Raw genomic sequence first — 16,164 nt, forward strand, 5'->3', positions numbered from 1 at the left:
ATGGAAACGCAACGCGGCAGACGCAGACGGGGACGCGGGACCGAGGCGGCCCCCGCGCCCAAGCGGGATGTGAATTATCGCCAGCTTAGAAATCCCTTTCCGCCGATGGAGGTTTTCCCGGCGGATCAGATCGCGGACATGCACGCCTCGGCCCTGCGTCTGTTGCAGGAACTGGGCATCAAGGTCCTGCTGCCCGAAGCGCGCGTGCTGTTCGCCAAAGCCGGGGCAAAGGTGGATGAAGACAGTCAAATGGTCTTTATCGGCGCGGATATGGTCGAGGCCGCCGTCGCCTCGGCCCCCAAAAGCATTTCCTGCCGGGCGGGGGCGCGGCATCGGGACTTCACGCTGGAACTGGGATCATTGGTCTTTCAACCCGGCGCAGCGGCCCCCAATGCCACTGATCTTGAACGCGGACGTCGGCCCGGATCGGGGCGGGACTATCTTGAGTTCCTGAAGCTGACGCATCATTTCGACGTGTTCCAGATGATCTCGCCTCTGGTTGAACCGCAGGACGTGCCGGTCAATCTGCGCCACTATTTTACCACGCGCGCGCAGATGGAACTGACGGACAAGTTCCCGTTCTTCTTTGCGCGCGGAACACCGCAGGTGATGGATTGCTTTCAGATGCTGGCCACCGCAAGGGGCCTGTCGGATGACGCATTCCGATCGGACGCGCAGTGTTACACGATCATCAACACCAACAGCCCGCGCACGCTGGATATCCCGATGGCGCAGGGGTTGATAGACTTTGCACGCCATGGCCAGATCTCGATCATCACGCCGTTTACATTGATGGGGGCGATGGCCCCGATCACCGTGGCGGGGGCAATCACGCTGTCCCATGCCGAGGCGCTGGCCGCGCTGACCCTGACGCAACTGGCCAACCCCGGCGCGCCGGTTTGCTATGGGACGTTTACCAGCAATGTGGATATGAAGTCCGGCGCGCCCGCCTTCGGGACGCCCTCGCATTTTCAGGCGTCGCTGGCGGCCGGTCAGTTGGCGCGACATCTGGGGCTGCCGTGGCGGTCGGCGGCGGGGTCAGCCTCGAACATCAACGACGTGCAGGCGGCGAATGAAAACCAGTTTGGTCTGTGGGGCTGTCTGATGGCCGGGGCGACGGTGATCATCCACTCGGCCGGGTGGCTCGAAGGGGGGCTGACCGTGTCTTACGAGAAACTGGTCAGCGATGCCGAAGTGCTGAATATGGTGGCCGAGCTGTGCAACGGTGCGCAGGCCGGAGCATCCGAGATCGGGTTTGACACAGCGTTGCGCGAAGTCGACCCAAGCGGTCACTTCTTTGCCACCAGTCAGACGATGGAGCGCTATAACACCGAGTTCTACCAACCTCACCTGCATGACTATGCCAATTTCGGAACTTGGGTCGAGCGCGGGGCCGTCGATGCCAATCACCGGGCCACCGGCGTCTGGAAGGACATCCTTGCCAATTTCCAATCCCCCGTCCAGAACACGGACCGGCTGGGTGATCTGCACGCGTTCATCGCCCGACGCACAGAGGAGGGCGGCGCGCCGCCCGAGAGTTGAATGAGCAGTAAACCAATCCTCCACCGTGATGACCCCAAAGCCGAACCGCTGGTCGGCAATATCAAGGTCACGCGCGATGACTGGCTGAACGTGGCGATGGACGTTCTGATTTCGGATGGCGTGGATCAGATAAAGGTCCTGAATCTGGCCGAACGGATGGCCGTGTCCCGCTCGTCCTTCTATTGGTATTTTAAATCGCGTCAGGAGTTGATGGATGCATTGCTCGAACGGTGGCAGGCAACCAATACCGCCGGGTTGATCCGACAGGCCGAAGCACCGGCGGACACCATCACTGGTGCGGTGTGCAATGTGCATCGCTGCGTGGTGAATACGGACCTGTTCGATACGGCGCTGGATTTCGCGGTGCGCGATTGGGCGCGCAAGTCAGGCAAAGTGCGCCGCGCGCTGGATCAGTCTGACGCCCGGCGACTGAAGGCGCTGCACGCAATGTTCGCACGCTATGGCTATTCCGAGATCGAGGCCGAAACCCGCGCCCGCGTGCTGTACTATATGCAGATCGGCTACGATCTGGCGCAACTGAACGAACCCATGTCTGTGCGGATCTCGATGGTGCCGCATTACCTGTACGTCTTTACCGGGGTTGAACCGCGACCCGAGGAAATCGAAGAATTCAGCGCCTATTCCATGCGCTACTGGAAAGGAGACCCAGCATGAGCCAACCAGACGCAATCATCATCGGAACCGGAGTAATCGGTGCCGCCATCGCGTTCGAGATGGCCAAGGCGGGCTGGAAAACCCTGTCTCTGGATCGAAACAGTCAGGTTGGCCACGGCTCGACTGCAGGGTCCTGCGCGATTATTCGGATGCACTATTCAACCTTCGATGGAACGGCCTTTGCGTGGGAGGGATATCATTATTGGCGTGATTGGGCCGCGTATCTGGGCTTGCCCGAGGACGCAAACCTCGCGCAATTCCGCGAGACCGGGTGTCTTGTGATGAAAACCGACGCCAATGGAATGTTGGAAAAACACATGGCTAACAGCGCCGATCTGGGCTGTCCGTTCGAGGAATGGTCGCCTGACAAGATCACGGAACGCCTGCCGGTGTATTCGCTGGAAAGCTACGCACCCGCGCGTCGAATGGACGACCCTGACTTCGGGCAACCGAACGGGCGAAAGATGCGGGGCGGGGTGTTCTGGCCTCAGGCAGGATATGTCACCGACCCGGCACTGTCGGCGCAAAACCTGATGGACGCGGCAAAGCAACACGGGGCCGAGGTGCGTACAGGGGCCGAGGTTGTCGAGATACTGGTCGAGGACGGACGTGCTGCGGGCGTCAAACTGACCTCGGGCGTGGAAATCCGCGCCAAGGTGGTCGTAAATGTTGCGGGGCCAGGTTCGGCGATCGTGAACAAGATGGCGGGTGTGCTGGACGACATGACGATTGAAACCCGCCCCTTGCGGCAGGAGGTCGTGCATGTTCCGTCTCCCGAAGGGTTCGACTTTGAACATGACGGTACAATCGTCTCTGACAGCGATATTGCCCTCTATTGTCGGCCCGAGCATGGCAACCACATCCTGATCGGCTCGGAAGATCCCGAATGTGATCCGCATCAGTGGTGCGAGGATGACGTTCACTATAACCACGACTTTACGGATCAATGGACGACACAGGCCATGCGCTACGCGCAGCGGGTGCCCAGCCTTGGGATTCCGTCGAAAACGCGCGGTGTCGTGGACTTGTACGATGCGTCCACCGACTGGATTCCGATCTATGACAAGTCCAGCCTGCCGGGGTTCTACATGGCTTGCGGCACCAGCGGGAACCAATACAAAAACGCGCCGATTGCAGGTAAGATGATGGCAGCCCTGATCGACTATTGCGAAGGTGGTGCGGATCACGATGCCCAGCCGTTGCAGTTTGAGCTGCCGTATATCAAACGCTCGATTGATGTTGGGTTCTACTCACGCAAAAGACCGATCAACGAAGAGAGCAGTTTTTCGGTTCTGGGCTAAACTCGGTTCAGCCGATATGGATGAGCGGAAAACAGAGCCGTCAGCTTGTGCAAAGCTGGCGGCCAATCAAAAGGCAGACCAGCGTTCTAAGCCGCGAACTTCACCCAGGCCCAAACCATGGCCACGTAGGTCAAGTTATGCAGGCACTGATCCAACCCGGCGGCGCGCCAGAACGCGGCCTGGGTTGGCATAAGTTGTTTCTTGTCAGAATAGCTTGCCTTCGCAAAGTCGATATTGAAATGCACGACCCATTCCAGCGCAGCAATAATCAGGATAAAGGACCACGGCGCGCCAAAGATCAAAAACACCAAAACAGACCCCACAACATGCACGGCGGCATGCTGAGCGCGTCCCATATGGAAATACTCGCCACGCCCCGCCAGCATCTTGGGCGTTTGGAGATAATAGTCCGCAAACATGTGTTTGATCTGCAAAAGACAGAGCATCAAAAACACAGCGCCTAAATTGGCAGGCAAATTAGACCTCCCGATATCGTCCTGTGAACAACAGTATGTGCATATTTATGGTTGCGCAAATGATCTTGTTCACACTCGGCAATTATCTGATCAAATTGGAAACTATTTGCGTATTCTTACGCGATTGCGGTAAAATCACAAAGTTGGATTTGCAACGCACACGTCAGGATCGGATCAGTGATCCGCAACAGGGGCAGGTTCCATAGAACGCACTATTTTCCGGTTTATTTGGAAGTACTCGAAACGCGACCAGCTTATCCTTCTGGCCGTGACCTCGACGTTGTTTCCGCTGCTTTACCTGACGCTGGAATTGCCCAAACGTATCATCAATGACGCGATCGGTGCCTCCAGCCCTGTTGTTGACGTCCTGGGTTACAGCCTGCCGCAGACGACTTTTCTGATTATCCTGTGCTTTGCGTTTCTGGCAGCGGTACTTGCCCATGGCCTGATGAAGATGCGCATCAACACGATGAAGGGCGTTCTCAGCGAACGTATGCTGCGGCGATTCCGGTATCAGTTGATCAGCCGCGCCCTGCGCTTCCCGCAGCCCTATTTCGAACGGGTCAGCCAGGGCGAGATGGTGTCCATGGTCACCGCCGAAAGCGAGCCGATGGGCGGCTTGATGGGGGACGCGATCAGCCAGCCGGTTTTGCAAGCCGGGCAGATGATCACAATTCTGTCCTTCCTGTTCCTGCAAAGCGTCTGGTTCGGGCTGGCGGCCGTTGCCTTGATCCCGGTTCAGGCATGGCTGATCCCCAAACTGCAGCGCCAGATCAACCTGCTCAACAAACGCCGCATTCAGGAAGTGCGCGTTCTTGCCGCCCAGATCGGTGAAAATGCGGCCGGGGCGTCGACGCTGCGGGCCAATGGCGGCTGGCGGTATCGCCGCGCCATGATCTCGGATCAACTGGGCCGTCTGTTCGGTATCCGGTTCGAGATTTACCAGAAGAAGTTCTTTATGAAGTTCATAAATAACTTCATCTCTCAGCTGACGCCGTTCATGTTCTATCTGGTCGGTGGCTTGCTGGTGCTGCAAGGGTCGGTTTCGCTGGGTGCCCTTGTCGCAGCACTTGCGGCGTATAAGGATCTCAGTTCTCCCTGGAAAGAGTTGCTGACCTATTACAACCAGACGCAGGACATGTCGCTGCGCTGGGACGTGGTGATAGACCGTTTTGCCCCGCCCGGCATGCTGGATGAAAAGCTGTTCGAGGACGACCCAAAAGAACGCCCTCATTTGAACGCCGATGTTGTTCTGGATCATGTCTCGGTGCGGGACATGGACGGCAATCAGGTTCTTGACGATCTGAATCTGACCTTCCCGGGGGGTAAAACCATCGGCATCGCCGCCCCAAGTGAAGAAGACCGCCGCGCGATTGCAGAACTGCTGACGCGTGAAATCCTTCCCAGTGCAGGTCGCGTCGGTATCGGGGGGCATAACCTGTCTGGCCTCCATCAAAGCGTTGTTGCCACTCGGATCGGTTACGCGTCGTCCCGGCCTGTGATGTTTCAGGGAACGCTGGGCGACAACGTCATGATGCCCATGCGGTTTAAACCACTGTCGGACAAAACGGATGATCCCGGATTTGCCGAAACGCAAAGGGCTGGCAACAGTCGTGACCCGTTCCAGACCGAATGGCTGGACCCATCTCTGGCCGGGGTTGAGAGCGCGGATGCGCTGCGTGACTGGTGGCTGCAACTGATTGACGGGATGGGGTCTGGCGCTGCGCTGTTCCAGCGCGGATCAGAGCAGGTTTTTGATGTCGAGGAACATCGCGAGCTGGCCGAAAAACTGGTCGAGCTGCGCCCGATCGTCCAACAAGCCGTGCGTGATGCAGGTCTTGAACAGCAGGCGCTGGTTTTTGACCGTGATGCCTATAACGCGGCTTTGCCAGTTGCCGAGAACCTTCTGTTCGCCACGCCGCGCGTGCCTGTCACGCAGGAACTGTTGGCCCGTCAGCCCGTCTTTTTGGGTCAACTGCGTGAGCTGGGGCTGGATGAAACGCTGGTCAACCTGACGCGCGACGTGGTCGATATGCTGCGCCAGATCTTTGGTCTGGACGGGACCGACCACCCTTTGTTCCGCAAGCTGGGTCTTGAGGTTCAAACCTACGAAAGCGCGGTGGAATTGCTGGAGCGGACCCGCGACGAAGGTGTATCGGGGCTGGACGACGACCAGCTTGCCAACCTGCTGGCCGTTCCGGTTGTCATATCCGCCGAACAGATCGGACCCGCGTTCACGGAGGAGCTTAAGAACCGCATCCTCGAGTTGCGGCACAGTCACTCTCACAAGCTGCTGGAAACGCTGCACGACGTATTTGCCCCTCTGGATGCCGAAGCATTTGCACCGGGTCTGACGGTGATGGAGAACGCCCTGTTCGGTAAAGTCAGTCAAATCGGCGGGGCACGCTCGGACGAGGTGCGCAAGCTGATCGTCGATGTGCTGGACCAAAACGGTGCGCGCCCCTTGGTGGTCGAACTGATCTATGACGTGCCGGTTGCCTTGGGCGGCCAGAACTTGCCCGCAGTGTTTGCCGAGCCGCTGGCCTTTACGCGTGCGACGATCAAGAAGCCGGACATTCTTATTCTGGAAAACGCGTTGGCAAGCTACGACATGGCAACTCAGGTCGCGGTTTATAAGAACCTGCGTTCATTGCTGCCCGATACAACGGTCATCTATCTGAATGATCAATTCGACAATCCCGGCGTATTCGACATGTATGTCGAAATCAGGCAAGGTCGGGTTGTTTCGGATGAAGGGCCCGCGGACGTGGAGGAAGACAGTGCAGCCTCGGCTGACCTTGCGCGCAAGTTGCGGGCGCTAGAGCAGACGCCCTTGTTTTCCGGTCTGGACCGACGTCAGTTGCGCCTCTTGGCATTTGGAGCGCGCTGGTTCGATGCCAAACCGGGCGAAGTTGTATTCCTGAAAGACGATCAGCCGACAGATGGCGCGTATGTCGTGCTGGAAGGAGAGGCCGGGCTGTACCTGCCTCAGGCGGGCGGGCCGGATCAACTGATTGCGACGGTCGGCGCTGGTGCTTTGGTAGGCGAACTGGGGTTGATCCGAAAAGAACCTCGCGCCCTAAGCATGATTGCGGAAACGGAACTGTCCTGCCTGCGGATCGGTGAAGAAGAATTTCTGGCCGTTGTCGAAAACGACGCGGCAACCGCGTTCAAGTTGTTGCAGGTTATCGCGGGATACGTATCGAACTAGGCTGCTCAGCTTTCGGGTTTACAGAACAGGTCGTAAAGCAGGCCGATCACTTGTGCGGTGTTGCCGTCCTGAAGCGAGTAGTAGATTGTTTTCCCTTCGCGGCGGGTCGAAACCAGACCTTCGCCACGCAACCGCGCAAGCATTTGGCTAACGGCCGCCTGCCGCGTCCCCAGAAGCCGTTCAAGCTCGCTGACGGATTTTTCGCCGTCTCCCAAATGACATAGGATCATCAGGCGGCCTTCATGCGCCAACGCCTTGAGGAACGCCGCAGCATTTGCGGCGCTGTCCTTCATATCCGACAGGGCGTCGTCGGTGTCCTGAATGTTGTCTTCTTCGAGCGTCACGCGCAGCCTGTTCGCAACTGGGGGTTGGTCCAATATGCCCTAGATCGCGGGGGCTTGTCACCCCTCGGTTGCTGGTGCACCGCCCTGAAACGCGTTTCCGTTGACATAGTCGCAGGGTTCTTCCTGCATTTGCAGGTGCAGCCCATCGCCCGTGAACGGATGCGCGCGGGCCAGTTCCTCGTCCACGTCGATCCCCAGGCCGGGCGCGGTTGGGGCTGTAACGAACCCGTCCTCGACGCGAAGCGTGCCTTTGATCAGGCTATCGTGAAATGGCGTTTCGATGGTTTCCAACAGCAACAGGTTCGGGATTGACGCTGCCAGTTGGATATTGGCGGCCCATTCTATCGGTCCGGCATATAGGTGTGGGGCCATCTGCGCATTAAACACTTCGGCAATGGCCGCGACCTTCTTCATCTCCCATATCCCCCCCGCGCGACCGAGGGCAGGTTGCAAAATCTCAGCCGCACCCGCCCGCAAAACAGCGCCGAATTCAGCCTTGGTTGTCATGCGCTCTCCGGTCGCGACAGGGATGCGGACATTTCGGGCGACGCGGGACATGTCTTCGATCATGTCGGGCGGGGTCGGTTCTTCGAACCAAAGCGGGGCATAGGGTTCCAAAGCCTGACCCAAGCGGATCGCGCCTGCCGTGTTGAATTGACCGTGGGTGCCAAATAGCAGGTCTGCCTTGTCTCCCACAGCATCACGGATCGCCTTGCAGAATGCGACGGACATTGAAATGTCGGTCATCGCAGGCATGTGGCCGCCGCGAATTGTGTAGGGGCCAGCTGGGTCAAACTTTACGGCCGTGAAACCACGCCGGACCATTTCGACTGCACATTCCGCGGCCTGATCTGGAGCGGTCCAGAAATCGGTTAGGGTATGCTGTGGCAGGGGGTAAAGATATGTGTAGGCCCGGATGCGCGGGTTCATCAACCCGCCCAGCAAGGCATAGACAGGCCGATCCCGGTCTTTGCCAAGGATATCCCAGCACGCGATCTCAAGGCCCGAAAACGCGCCCATCACGGTCAGGTCCGGGCGCTGGGTAAACCCACTGGAATAGGCGCGGCGGAACATCAGTTCGATATTCTCGGGGTTTTCGCCCATCATGTGCCGTTCGAACACATCGCGGATCACATGGCGCATCGCCTCAGGGCCGACCGATGAAGCATAGCATTCCCCCCAACCGGTGATCCCAGTGTCGGTCGTGAGCTTCACGAGAATCCAGTACCGCCCGCCCCAGCCCGGAGCAGGCGGTGCGGTGACGATGATATCGAGGTCCTGCAGCTTCATCCCGGTTCTCCCCGCGTTGTGTCAGGCCCTGTCGAACACAATGACATTGCGTTTGGCCGATCCGGTTTTGGTGTCCGCGATCGCCTCGTTGATCTGGTCCAGAGACCAGCGGCCCGAGATCAGTTCGTCCAGTTTCAACCGGCCCTGTTCATACAGGTCGATCATCCACGGTATATCACGCTGAATGACTACGTCGCCCATCTTGGACCCGATCAAGCCCTGGCCCAAAGCGGCCAGAATGACGGGTTCATAGCTGGCTGTATCTCCGGAATGGGGCATGCCGATCATGACGGCTTTGCCTCCGCGCCCCAAGTATCTGACAGCTTGGTCATAAGCGGGGATCGCGCCAACCGTAATCAGAACGGCATCGGCACCGCGCCCGCCCAACGCTTTGTAGGCGTCTTTCCACGGAGCCTTGGATGTCGCCAAAACGCCATCGGTTGCGCCGAATTCTTGCGCGATCGCAAGTTTTTCTTCGGTCATGTCGACGGCGACAATGCGCCGAGCCCCGGCGATGCGGGCCCCCTGAATGGCGTTCAGTCCGACGCCACCCGCGCCGATGACCACGACATCCTGACCAGCGCGCAGACCGGCTGCATTCACGGCGGCACCGACCCCTGTAATCACCCCGCAAGACAACAGGCTGGCCACGTCTTTGGGCATGCCTTGCGGGATTTTGACAATCTGCCGGTGACTGACCACCACTTTTTCCGCAAACGCACCACAGGCCATCGCCTGTTCCAGCGGCTCACCCTTTGAGGTCTTCAGTGGACCCTTGACCGTGTCGTATGGCGTTTCGCATATCGTCGGCTGGCCACCTGCGCAGGACGGGCAGGACCCGCAGGCCCGGATCAGCGTGACAACGACAGCGTCGCCTACCTTGAATCCGTCGGTGGAACTGCCGACTGCGGTGACGAGTCCAGCGGCCTCATGTCCGTATACGGCAGGCAGAAATCCACCCCACGCGCCGCTTGCATATGAGATGTCGGAATGGCAGATCGCCACTGCGTCCAAGGTCACCTCAACTTCGCCCGGTCCGGGTGGCGCAAGTTGCACATCTTCGATCACCAATGGTTCGTTGAACGCGCGGCATACGGCGGCCTTGATCGTCTGCATGGCTTCCCCTCGTTTCGTTTGGATCACGGTGGCGCGGTCGGGGACGCTCTGCAAGACGGAAACCGTCATTTAAGGGTCGTTGTTACACCTTGAGGGGGCGCGCCCGCAAAAACATGATAAATCCAACGATCATCAAAACCATTGCCAGCAGGAACGGAGCCCCCGGCAGATATAGTGCGGCTCCGGGTTTGACGAACTGCGCAAACACGCTGGTCATCAACAGCGGCGAAATCACCATCGACAGGGCGTGCAGCGATGTAAGAACGCCCTGAAGTTCACCTTGCTGCGAATCCGGCGTCGCGCGCGACATCTGCGCCTGCAGCGCAGGTGTGACAACCGCCCCGAGCGCCGTGATGGGGATAAAAAGCAACGCGATCAATCCGTTCGTGAGAAAACCCAACACCAGAAAACTGACAATCTCAAAAGCCATGCCGCAGATAATGGTAACACGTTCGCCAAGATATCGGGTCGCGGGGCGGATCAATCCACCTTGCACGGCGGCCATTCCAATCCCGTAGACACCCAGAGACAGGCCGATCATCTGCGCGGACCAGCCGAAACGCTCGGTCGTGAAATAGGCCCAGATTGCCGGGTAGACATAGATCGAAACCGAATAAAGGAAATACACCCACAGCAACGGCCGAATGCCCGGCAGTTCAGCGATTGCGCGCAGTGAATTGACAGGGTTGGCGCGGCGCAGGCTGAAGGGTCGACGGGTTTTGTCAGTGACCGTTTCCGGCATGACAAACACCCCGATGATGAACGACAGTGAAGACAGTATTGCCGCGGCCCAAAATGGCGCGCGGGTTCCGTATTCGCTCAGCAATCCGCCAATCACGGGGCCGAGGACAAAGCCGACACCAAAGGCGGCCCCCAGCAGACCAAAGTTGGCCGCCTTTTCTTGCGGCTTCGATACGTCGGCCATGAATGCCGCAGCGGTTGAGTGGGTGGCAGCCGTTATGCCCCCGACAATCCGACCGGCCAGCAACAGCCAGATGCTTCCGGCGACGGCCATCACGACATAGTCCAGTGCCATGACAAACAGGGACACCAGCAGAACAATGCGTCTGCCATAGGAGTCTGACAGGTTCCCTAGAATGGGGCCAAAGACAAATTGCATCGCAGCGAATGAGGTACTGAGGATGCCGCCCCAGATCGCGGCACTTGCCAGCGTTCCGCCCTGAACTTCGACAATCAGGTCGGGCATGATTGGCAGAACCAGACCGATACCCATGGCGTCGATCATGACTGTCAGCAGGACAAAAAAGAAAGGCAGGCGCATGGCAACCGGGAAAAGGACACGTTGGCAGGACCTTAACCACAGTCGTCTGACAAGGAAAATCCCGGTTTAAGAAAATCTCAGGGGCTGATCGGAAACGAATTTGCTATTTCATCAAGGATTTCGGCCAAACGGCCCGGATGAGAAAAGAACGGAGAGTGCGAGCTGTCGATCACGTATCGCATGTGCTCGGGCGCGGCATGGCTCATTTGTTCCTGGTACTCGGTTGGAACCGTGCGGTCATCGGAGGTGCGGATATAGGCCTTTGGAACCTGCCCGAATTTGTCACCAAGTGGCAGCGGCGTATCCTGAGGTGCAATGGCCTGTGGGCACAAACGTGCCAGGGCGTAGGGCACCGTGGCGGGTGGGCAGTCGTGGTAAAACAGCGCCTGAACGCAATCTGGTTTGACAGAATAGGACAAACCATCCGCGGATTTTTCGACCGCGTCGCCGATTGTCTGCCTTGGTGAATTCCGGCGCATCTCGATCATCGACAGACCATCTTGGGGCACATAAGCGCACAGATACACCAGTGCTTTCATGCCTTTCGGGTTGGCCTCGGCTGCTGCACTGATCGGATAGCCGCCCCAGGAATGCCCGACGACAATCGTCTGTGGGGAACTGGCGGACAGAACAGCATCGCGGCAGTTTTGCAGCGTGACCTCTGAAATCGGTGTCGGGTCCGAGCCGTGGCTGGGCATGTCAATCGCGCGGGCCGAGTGGCCCAGATGTTCCAGCGCCGGGATCGCGTCGCGCCAGCACCACGCACCATGGCACGACCCGTGGACCAAAAGGAAATCCGCCAAAATACCGCTCCTTCAAAATACGTCTAAATATGTCCTATGTCGGCCATGAACCGCTGAAGCAGGGCCGCGTATTCGACAGGTTGTTCAACACAAGGAAGATGGCCAGCCCTCCGCATCAGCTCGAATCGCGAGCCGGGGATCAGGTCGATGGTTTCGCGTACCAGATCGGGCGGGGTCGAGCCGTCTTCGCTGCCGGCAATTCCAAGCGTTGGCAATCTCAGGCCGCTGGTCGGCGTGTAGAAATCGGTGCCCGAGATGGCGGCGCAACAGCCCAGATAGCCGTCCGCAGGCTGGCGCACCATCATGTTTCGCCAAAGCAAGTGGTCCGGGGACGCTTGAAACGGCTTTGAAAACCAACGCTCCATCGTGGCGTCAGCCAGCGCTTCGATCCCGCCCTCACGCACGGCGTTCATCCGGTCCTGCCAGATTGAGGGCGTGCCGATCTTTGCAGCCGTGTTCGACAGGACCAAGGCGCGAACCTGATCCATGCGTTTCACGGCAAGCCCCTGCGCAATCAAGCCGCCGATGGACAGACCGACAAAGACACAATCCCGAACCTTAAGAAGATCCAGCAGTGCTTCGGCGTCGCGGATCAGCGCCCCCATCGAATAAGGCGCGGGTGGGCAGGACGACAGGCCGTGCCCACGCTTGTCATACCGGATGATCCGAAGGCCCGGTGGCAAATGTCGCAGCATGGCATCCCACAGGCGCAGGTCAGTACCCAGAGAATTGGCGAAAACCACGGGTGCGCCATTTGGGTCACCGTCGACCCGGTAATGGATGCCAATATCTCCGATCTCGGCGATCTGCATGACTTAATCCCCATTCGTCACACGTGGAATTCACAATCTGACTTATCCTGCGTCCGCTGTCAGGTCAGGAATTCCAGTGCTTTCCCAAAGACTTCGGGGTCCGTATTGCCCCCCGATGCAACAACTATGACCGCGTCGCCCTTGATTTCATCGCTGCGGAAAAGGGCCGAGGCCAATGATACTGCACCGCCCGGTTCCAACACAATCTTGAGGCGCAGAAAGGCAAGCGCCATGGCCCGCATCGCTTCGTCTTCGGTGACGGAAAACCCCGGGCCGCACAACCTCTTTAAGATCGGAAAGGTGATTTGGCCTGGTTGCGGTGTCAGGATCGCATCGCAGATATTCCCCGACGACGCGGCGTTGTTCTGTATGTGCCCAGCCGCCAGAGAGCGTTTCACATCGTCGAACCCCTCGGGCTCGCACGGCCGGGCGCGCAGACCCGGGGCATGCCCTTCAAGCGCCAGCGCGATTCCTGACGTCAGCCCGCCACCGCCACAACACACCAGAACATCGGCTTGTTCGACACCCAAGGACGCGGCTTGGCGTGCGATCTCAAGGCCGGTTGTGCCTTGGCCTGCGATTACCTGCGGCTCATCATAGGGGCGGATCAGGGTCAGGCCGCGTTCAGACGCAAGCGCCTCGCCAATGTCTTCCCGGCTTTCATTCGCGCGATCGTAAAGAACAACCTCGCCGCCCAACGCGCGGGTGTTGTTGATCTTCAACTGCGGCGCATCCGCCGGCATGACAATGACCGACGACGTGCCGTGCAAAGCAGCGGCATGCGCAACCCCCTGCGCGTGGTTCCCCGAGGAATAGGCGATCACACCGCGCCTGCGATCCGCTTCGCCGATGGCCGAAATCGCCGACCACGCCCCGCGAAACTTGAAGCTGCCGGTGTGTTGCAGGCATTCCGGTTTCACCAGAACACGACGCCCCGCGATCTCATCCAGAAACGGAGAGGTCAGAATCGGAGTTTCCCGAACGTGGCCTTTTAACCGCTCGGCCGCGGCTTCGATCATGTCAAGCGAGCTCATACAGCGTCCAGTACCTTGTGAATGAGGTCAAGCGATTGAGGTTCGTCCAGAAACGGGGCGTGCCCGCGATCCGGTATCTCTGCCGAGATAAGACCGGGGTGGCGCTTGTGCATTTCCGTCAGCGTTTCTTTGCCAAGAATATCCGAATTCTCGCCCCGTATCACACCGGTTGGCGTGTCATGAAGCGCCTCGAAGAACATCCACATATCCGGGACGGCCCCTGTCGCCGCCTGTTCCAGCAACGCGGTGCGCAGCGCAGGGTCATACCGCATCGCAAGCCCGTCACCCGTCTGTTCATACTGGATTTCGGCCTGCTGTCGCCAACGCTGCAAAGGGACACCGGGGAAGGTCGGCTCCATAAACTGCTGCAGGACCTTTGCGGCGTCGTCATAGGTCTTGGATACGGGCTGTTTGCCAACGTAGTCCATGATCTTGGCGATGCCCGACAATTCCAGAACCGGGCCGACATCGTTGAGAACCACCGCCGACAAACGCTCGGGGTGGCTGGCGGCCAGCGCCATTGCGATCAAACCGCCCCGGGATGTTCCGATCACCGACACCTTGTCGAGGCCGAGGTGGTCCAGCAATTCGATCGCGTCGTGGGATTCGCGAAAAATGTTGTAATTCATATAGTCCGGGTCGCGGTCCGAGTTGCCGCGACCGCGGTAGTCCATTGTGATCATCCGCATACCCGTCAGATGCGGTGCCAGAAACGAAAAGTCCCGGCTGCAGCGGGTCAGGCCCGCCAGACAAAGCACCGGCTGGCCCGCGCCGTTGTCATCGAAATAGATGCTTCTGCCATCCGTTGTGGTGAAAAAAGTCATTCAAGTCCAGCCAGTTGGGGAATCGTCGTCAGGTCGGTCAGAATATGTGCGGGTTTCCATGGCAAGCGGTCCATCGGCTCACCCGCTCGGTTGACCCAGGCGGTGGTAAAGCCATAACCGGATGCCCCGGCTGCGTCCCACCCGTTGGAGCTGACGAACAGGATTTCGTCCCGCTCGCCGCCGAACCTGCCTTGCACAAGATCGTAAACGCTTGCGTGGGGTTTAAAGACGCCAACGCTTTCGACCGACAGGACATCGTCCAGCACGTCCCCGATGCCTGCGGATTTTACCGCGCCGTCAAGCATTGGGGGGGAACCGTTGGATAGAATGGCGGTTTGCAACCCTCCGGCCTTCAGCGCGCGCAACATCTCGGGGACTTCGGGATATGCCTGCAACTGCCAGTACAAGTCCAAGAGCCGTTGGCGAAGCGTGCTGTCTCCGTCAAGGCCGGTTGCCTCAAGCGCCCAATCCAACCCGTCTTGCGTGACATCCCAGAAATCTGCGTGGGCATCCGCTACAGCACGCAACCAAGTGTATTGCAACTGCTTCAAGCGCCAGTAATTGGCCAGTTCCGGCCATTTCTGCTGCAATGCTTCAAAGCCGGGTTCGGCAGCAGCCTGACGTGCGGCCGCCGCGACGTCGAACAGCGTTCCGTAAGCATCGAAAACACAGGTTTTGATCGGCATGTGATCCCCTCAATTCGTCCGGCGCAGGTTGGCAAAAGAGCGAAGGGTTTACAATGCCGTGTCACACCCTAGGGTTGGCCGCTCATTCCTTTTTCAGGCCGGAGGCCAATATGACCGCAATCAAGCAAGGCGACACGGTTCGCATTCACTACACCGGGACGTTGTTGGACGGCAAAGTCTTTGACAGCTCGGATGGGCGTGACCCGTTGGAATTCGTTGTCGGCTCGGGTCAGATTATTCCCGGTCTGGATAGCGCTATGCCAGGCTTGTCAGTGGGTGAAAAGAAGCGGGTCGAGATCGCTTGCACGGATGCCTATGGCCCGATCAACCCCGCGATGCGTCAGAGCATTCCGCGCGAAGGCATCCCGGATGACATTCCGCTGGAGCCGGGTTCGCAGTTGCAGATGCAGGCCCCCGACGGGCAGGTGTTGCCGGTGACGGTGGTCGAGGCGAACGACGCGACAGTCACGTTGGACGCAAACCACCCGCTGGCGGGGCAGGACCTGGTTTTCGATATCGAGGTTGTGTCGATAAACTGAGCCCACGCAAGGTTCGGCTTGGATCAGCCTGTCACCAGGCTGGTCCAGGACTCAAATGCAGCGCGAACATGCGGTTGCGTGAAGAATACAAACAGCATCAGCAGCATTGTCAGGGTCAGCAATGCGGCGCGACCGCGAACCCCCAAAAAGCCCTGCTTTCGGCGGAAACGGGAAACGCGCGGGCTACTTGCGATAATATGTTCGGCTTTGCTCATGCCGCTATCACTGC

16 protein-coding genes are annotated in these 16,164 nt (G+C 58.9%); 5 read left to right on the top strand and 11 right to left on the bottom strand.

What is annotated here, in order from left to right:
- Genes ACR0MS_RS00170 through ACR0MS_RS00180 form a run of 3 tightly spaced genes read left to right on the top strand, consistent with a single transcriptional unit; the run spans position 1 to position 3,518 of the window.
- On the top strand, positions 1–1,542 hold the full coding sequence (locus ACR0MS_RS00170; protein ID WP_480567637.1) for a trimethylamine methyltransferase family protein: 1,542 nt from the start codon (positions 1–3) through the stop codon (positions 1,540–1,542).
- Entirely contained in the window at positions 1,543–2,217 is a 675-nt protein-coding gene (locus ACR0MS_RS00175) for a TetR/AcrR family transcriptional regulator (RefSeq protein WP_480567640.1), read from the top strand.
- Positions 2,214–3,518: an NAD(P)/FAD-dependent oxidoreductase gene (locus tag ACR0MS_RS00180; protein WP_480567643.1), complete on the top strand. Its 1,305-nt coding sequence runs from the start codon at positions 2,214–2,216 to the stop codon at positions 3,516–3,518. Before ACR0MS_RS00175 ends, ACR0MS_RS00180 begins: the two co-directional genes overlap by 4 nt.
- 86 nt (positions 3,519–3,604) lie before the next feature.
- Here the strand turns inward: ACR0MS_RS00180 and ACR0MS_RS00185 are convergent, their stop codons facing one another.
- Positions 3,605–3,964 (bottom strand): DUF3307 domain-containing protein, encoded by a 360-nt coding sequence (locus ACR0MS_RS00185; protein WP_480568574.1) that lies wholly within the window; start codon positions 3,962–3,964, stop codon positions 3,605–3,607.
- A gap of 244 nt (positions 3,965–4,208) precedes the next feature.
- Here ACR0MS_RS00185 and ACR0MS_RS00190 point away from each other — a divergent pair, with 244 nt between their 5' ends.
- Positions 4,209–7,205, top strand: a complete 2,997-nt coding sequence (locus tag ACR0MS_RS00190) for an ABC transporter transmembrane domain-containing protein (protein ID WP_480568577.1) — start codon at positions 4,209–4,211, stop codon at positions 7,203–7,205.
- 5 nt (positions 7,206–7,210) lie between these two features.
- On the opposite strand, the gene ACR0MS_RS00195 is transcribed toward ACR0MS_RS00190, so the two are convergent.
- From ACR0MS_RS00195 to ACR0MS_RS00235, 9 genes are all read right to left on the bottom strand, one after another.
- Positions 7,211–7,498, bottom strand: a complete 288-nt coding sequence (locus tag ACR0MS_RS00195; RefSeq protein WP_480568580.1) for an ArsR/SmtB family transcription factor — start codon at positions 7,496–7,498, stop codon at positions 7,211–7,213.
- A 108-nt stretch (positions 7,499–7,606) separates the two neighbouring features.
- On the bottom strand, positions 7,607–8,839 hold the full coding sequence (locus tag ACR0MS_RS00200; RefSeq protein ID WP_480567646.1) for a mandelate racemase/muconate lactonizing enzyme family protein: 1,233 nt from the start codon (positions 8,837–8,839) through the stop codon (positions 7,607–7,609).
- Between the two features lie 21 nt (positions 8,840–8,860).
- The gene (locus tag ACR0MS_RS00205; protein WP_480568583.1) at positions 8,861–9,955 is read right to left on the bottom strand and encodes a Zn-dependent alcohol dehydrogenase; all 1,095 of its coding nucleotides are present in this window, start codon (positions 9,953–9,955) and stop codon (positions 8,861–8,863) included.
- Positions 9,956–10,037: 82 nt separating this feature from the next.
- On the bottom strand, positions 10,038–11,237 hold the full coding sequence (locus tag ACR0MS_RS00210; protein ID WP_480567648.1) for a TCR/Tet family MFS transporter: 1,200 nt from the start codon (positions 11,235–11,237) through the stop codon (positions 10,038–10,040).
- Positions 11,238–11,314: 77 nt separating this feature from the next.
- Positions 11,315–12,040 (bottom strand): alpha/beta fold hydrolase, encoded by a 726-nt coding sequence (locus ACR0MS_RS00215; protein WP_480567651.1) that lies wholly within the window; start codon positions 12,038–12,040, stop codon positions 11,315–11,317.
- 23 nt (positions 12,041–12,063) lie between these two features.
- Positions 12,064–12,852 (bottom strand): 3-oxoadipate enol-lactonase, encoded by a 789-nt coding sequence (gene pcaD, locus ACR0MS_RS00220; RefSeq protein ID WP_480567653.1) that lies wholly within the window; start codon positions 12,850–12,852, stop codon positions 12,064–12,066.
- 59 nt (positions 12,853–12,911) lie between these two features.
- A complete protein-coding gene (locus ACR0MS_RS00225) occupies positions 12,912–13,886 on the bottom strand; it encodes a threonine ammonia-lyase (RefSeq protein ID WP_480567655.1) in 975 nt (324 codons plus the stop codon).
- Positions 13,883–14,710, bottom strand: a complete 828-nt coding sequence (locus ACR0MS_RS00230; RefSeq protein ID WP_480567657.1) for an alpha/beta fold hydrolase — start codon at positions 14,708–14,710, stop codon at positions 13,883–13,885. Before ACR0MS_RS00230 ends, ACR0MS_RS00225 begins: the two co-directional genes overlap by 4 nt.
- Positions 14,707–15,396: a haloacid dehalogenase type II gene (locus ACR0MS_RS00235; protein WP_480567659.1), complete on the bottom strand. Its 690-nt coding sequence runs from the start codon at positions 15,394–15,396 to the stop codon at positions 14,707–14,709. The genes ACR0MS_RS00230 and ACR0MS_RS00235 overlap by 4 nt, the downstream gene beginning before the upstream one ends.
- Before the next feature lie 110 nt (positions 15,397–15,506).
- Here ACR0MS_RS00235 and ACR0MS_RS00240 point away from each other — a divergent pair, with 110 nt between their 5' ends.
- A complete protein-coding gene (locus tag ACR0MS_RS00240) occupies positions 15,507–15,935 on the top strand; it encodes an FKBP-type peptidyl-prolyl cis-trans isomerase (RefSeq protein WP_480567662.1) in 429 nt (142 codons plus the stop codon).
- Positions 15,936–15,958: 23 nt separating this feature from the next.
- Here the strand turns inward: ACR0MS_RS00240 and ACR0MS_RS00245 are convergent, their stop codons facing one another.
- On the bottom strand, positions 15,959–16,150 hold the full coding sequence (locus ACR0MS_RS00245) for a hypothetical protein (protein ID WP_480567664.1): 192 nt from the start codon (positions 16,148–16,150) through the stop codon (positions 15,959–15,961).
- Positions 16,151–16,164 lie beyond the last annotated feature (14 nt).

This window comes from Ruegeria sp. CJ2 (assembly GCF_056536745.1).

Coding starts and splice junctions, on each gene's coding strand:
- ACR0MS_RS00170 (WP_480567637.1), top strand. CDS start 1: ATGGAAACGCAACGCGGCAGACGCAGACGGGGACGCGGGACCGAGGCG.
- ACR0MS_RS00175 (WP_480567640.1), top strand. CDS start 1,543: ATGAGCAGTAAACCAATCCTCCACCGTGATGACCCCAAAGCCGAACCG.
- ACR0MS_RS00180 (WP_480567643.1), top strand. CDS start 2,214: ATGAGCCAACCAGACGCAATCATCATCGGAACCGGAGTAATCGGTGCC.
- ACR0MS_RS00185 (WP_480568574.1), bottom strand. CDS start 3,964: ATGCTCTGTCTTTTGCAGATCAAACACATGTTTGCGGACTATTATCTC.
- ACR0MS_RS00195 (WP_480568580.1), bottom strand. CDS start 7,498: ATGAAGGACAGCGCCGCAAATGCTGCGGCGTTCCTCAAGGCGTTGGCG.
- ACR0MS_RS00200 (WP_480567646.1), bottom strand. CDS start 8,839: ATGAAGCTGCAGGACCTCGATATCATCGTCACCGCACCGCCTGCTCCG.
- ACR0MS_RS00205 (WP_480568583.1), bottom strand. CDS start 9,955: ATGCAGACGATCAAGGCCGCCGTATGCCGCGCGTTCAACGAACCATTG.
- ACR0MS_RS00210 (WP_480567648.1), bottom strand. CDS start 11,237: ATGCGCCTGCCTTTCTTTTTTGTCCTGCTGACAGTCATGATCGACGCC.
- pcaD (WP_480567653.1), bottom strand. CDS start 12,852: ATGCAGATCGCCGAGATCGGAGATATTGGCATCCATTACCGGGTCGAC.
- ACR0MS_RS00225 (WP_480567655.1), bottom strand. CDS start 13,886: ATGAGCTCGCTTGACATGATCGAAGCCGCGGCCGAGCGGTTAAAAGGC.
- ACR0MS_RS00230 (WP_480567657.1), bottom strand. CDS start 14,710: ATGACTTTTTTCACCACAACGGATGGCAGAAGCATCTATTTCGATGAC.
- ACR0MS_RS00235 (WP_480567659.1), bottom strand. CDS start 15,396: ATGCCGATCAAAACCTGTGTTTTCGATGCTTACGGAACGCTGTTCGAC.
- ACR0MS_RS00240 (WP_480567662.1), top strand. CDS start 15,507: ATGACCGCAATCAAGCAAGGCGACACGGTTCGCATTCACTACACCGGG.
- ACR0MS_RS00245 (WP_480567664.1), bottom strand. CDS start 16,150: ATGAGCAAAGCCGAACATATTATCGCAAGTAGCCCGCGCGTTTCCCGT.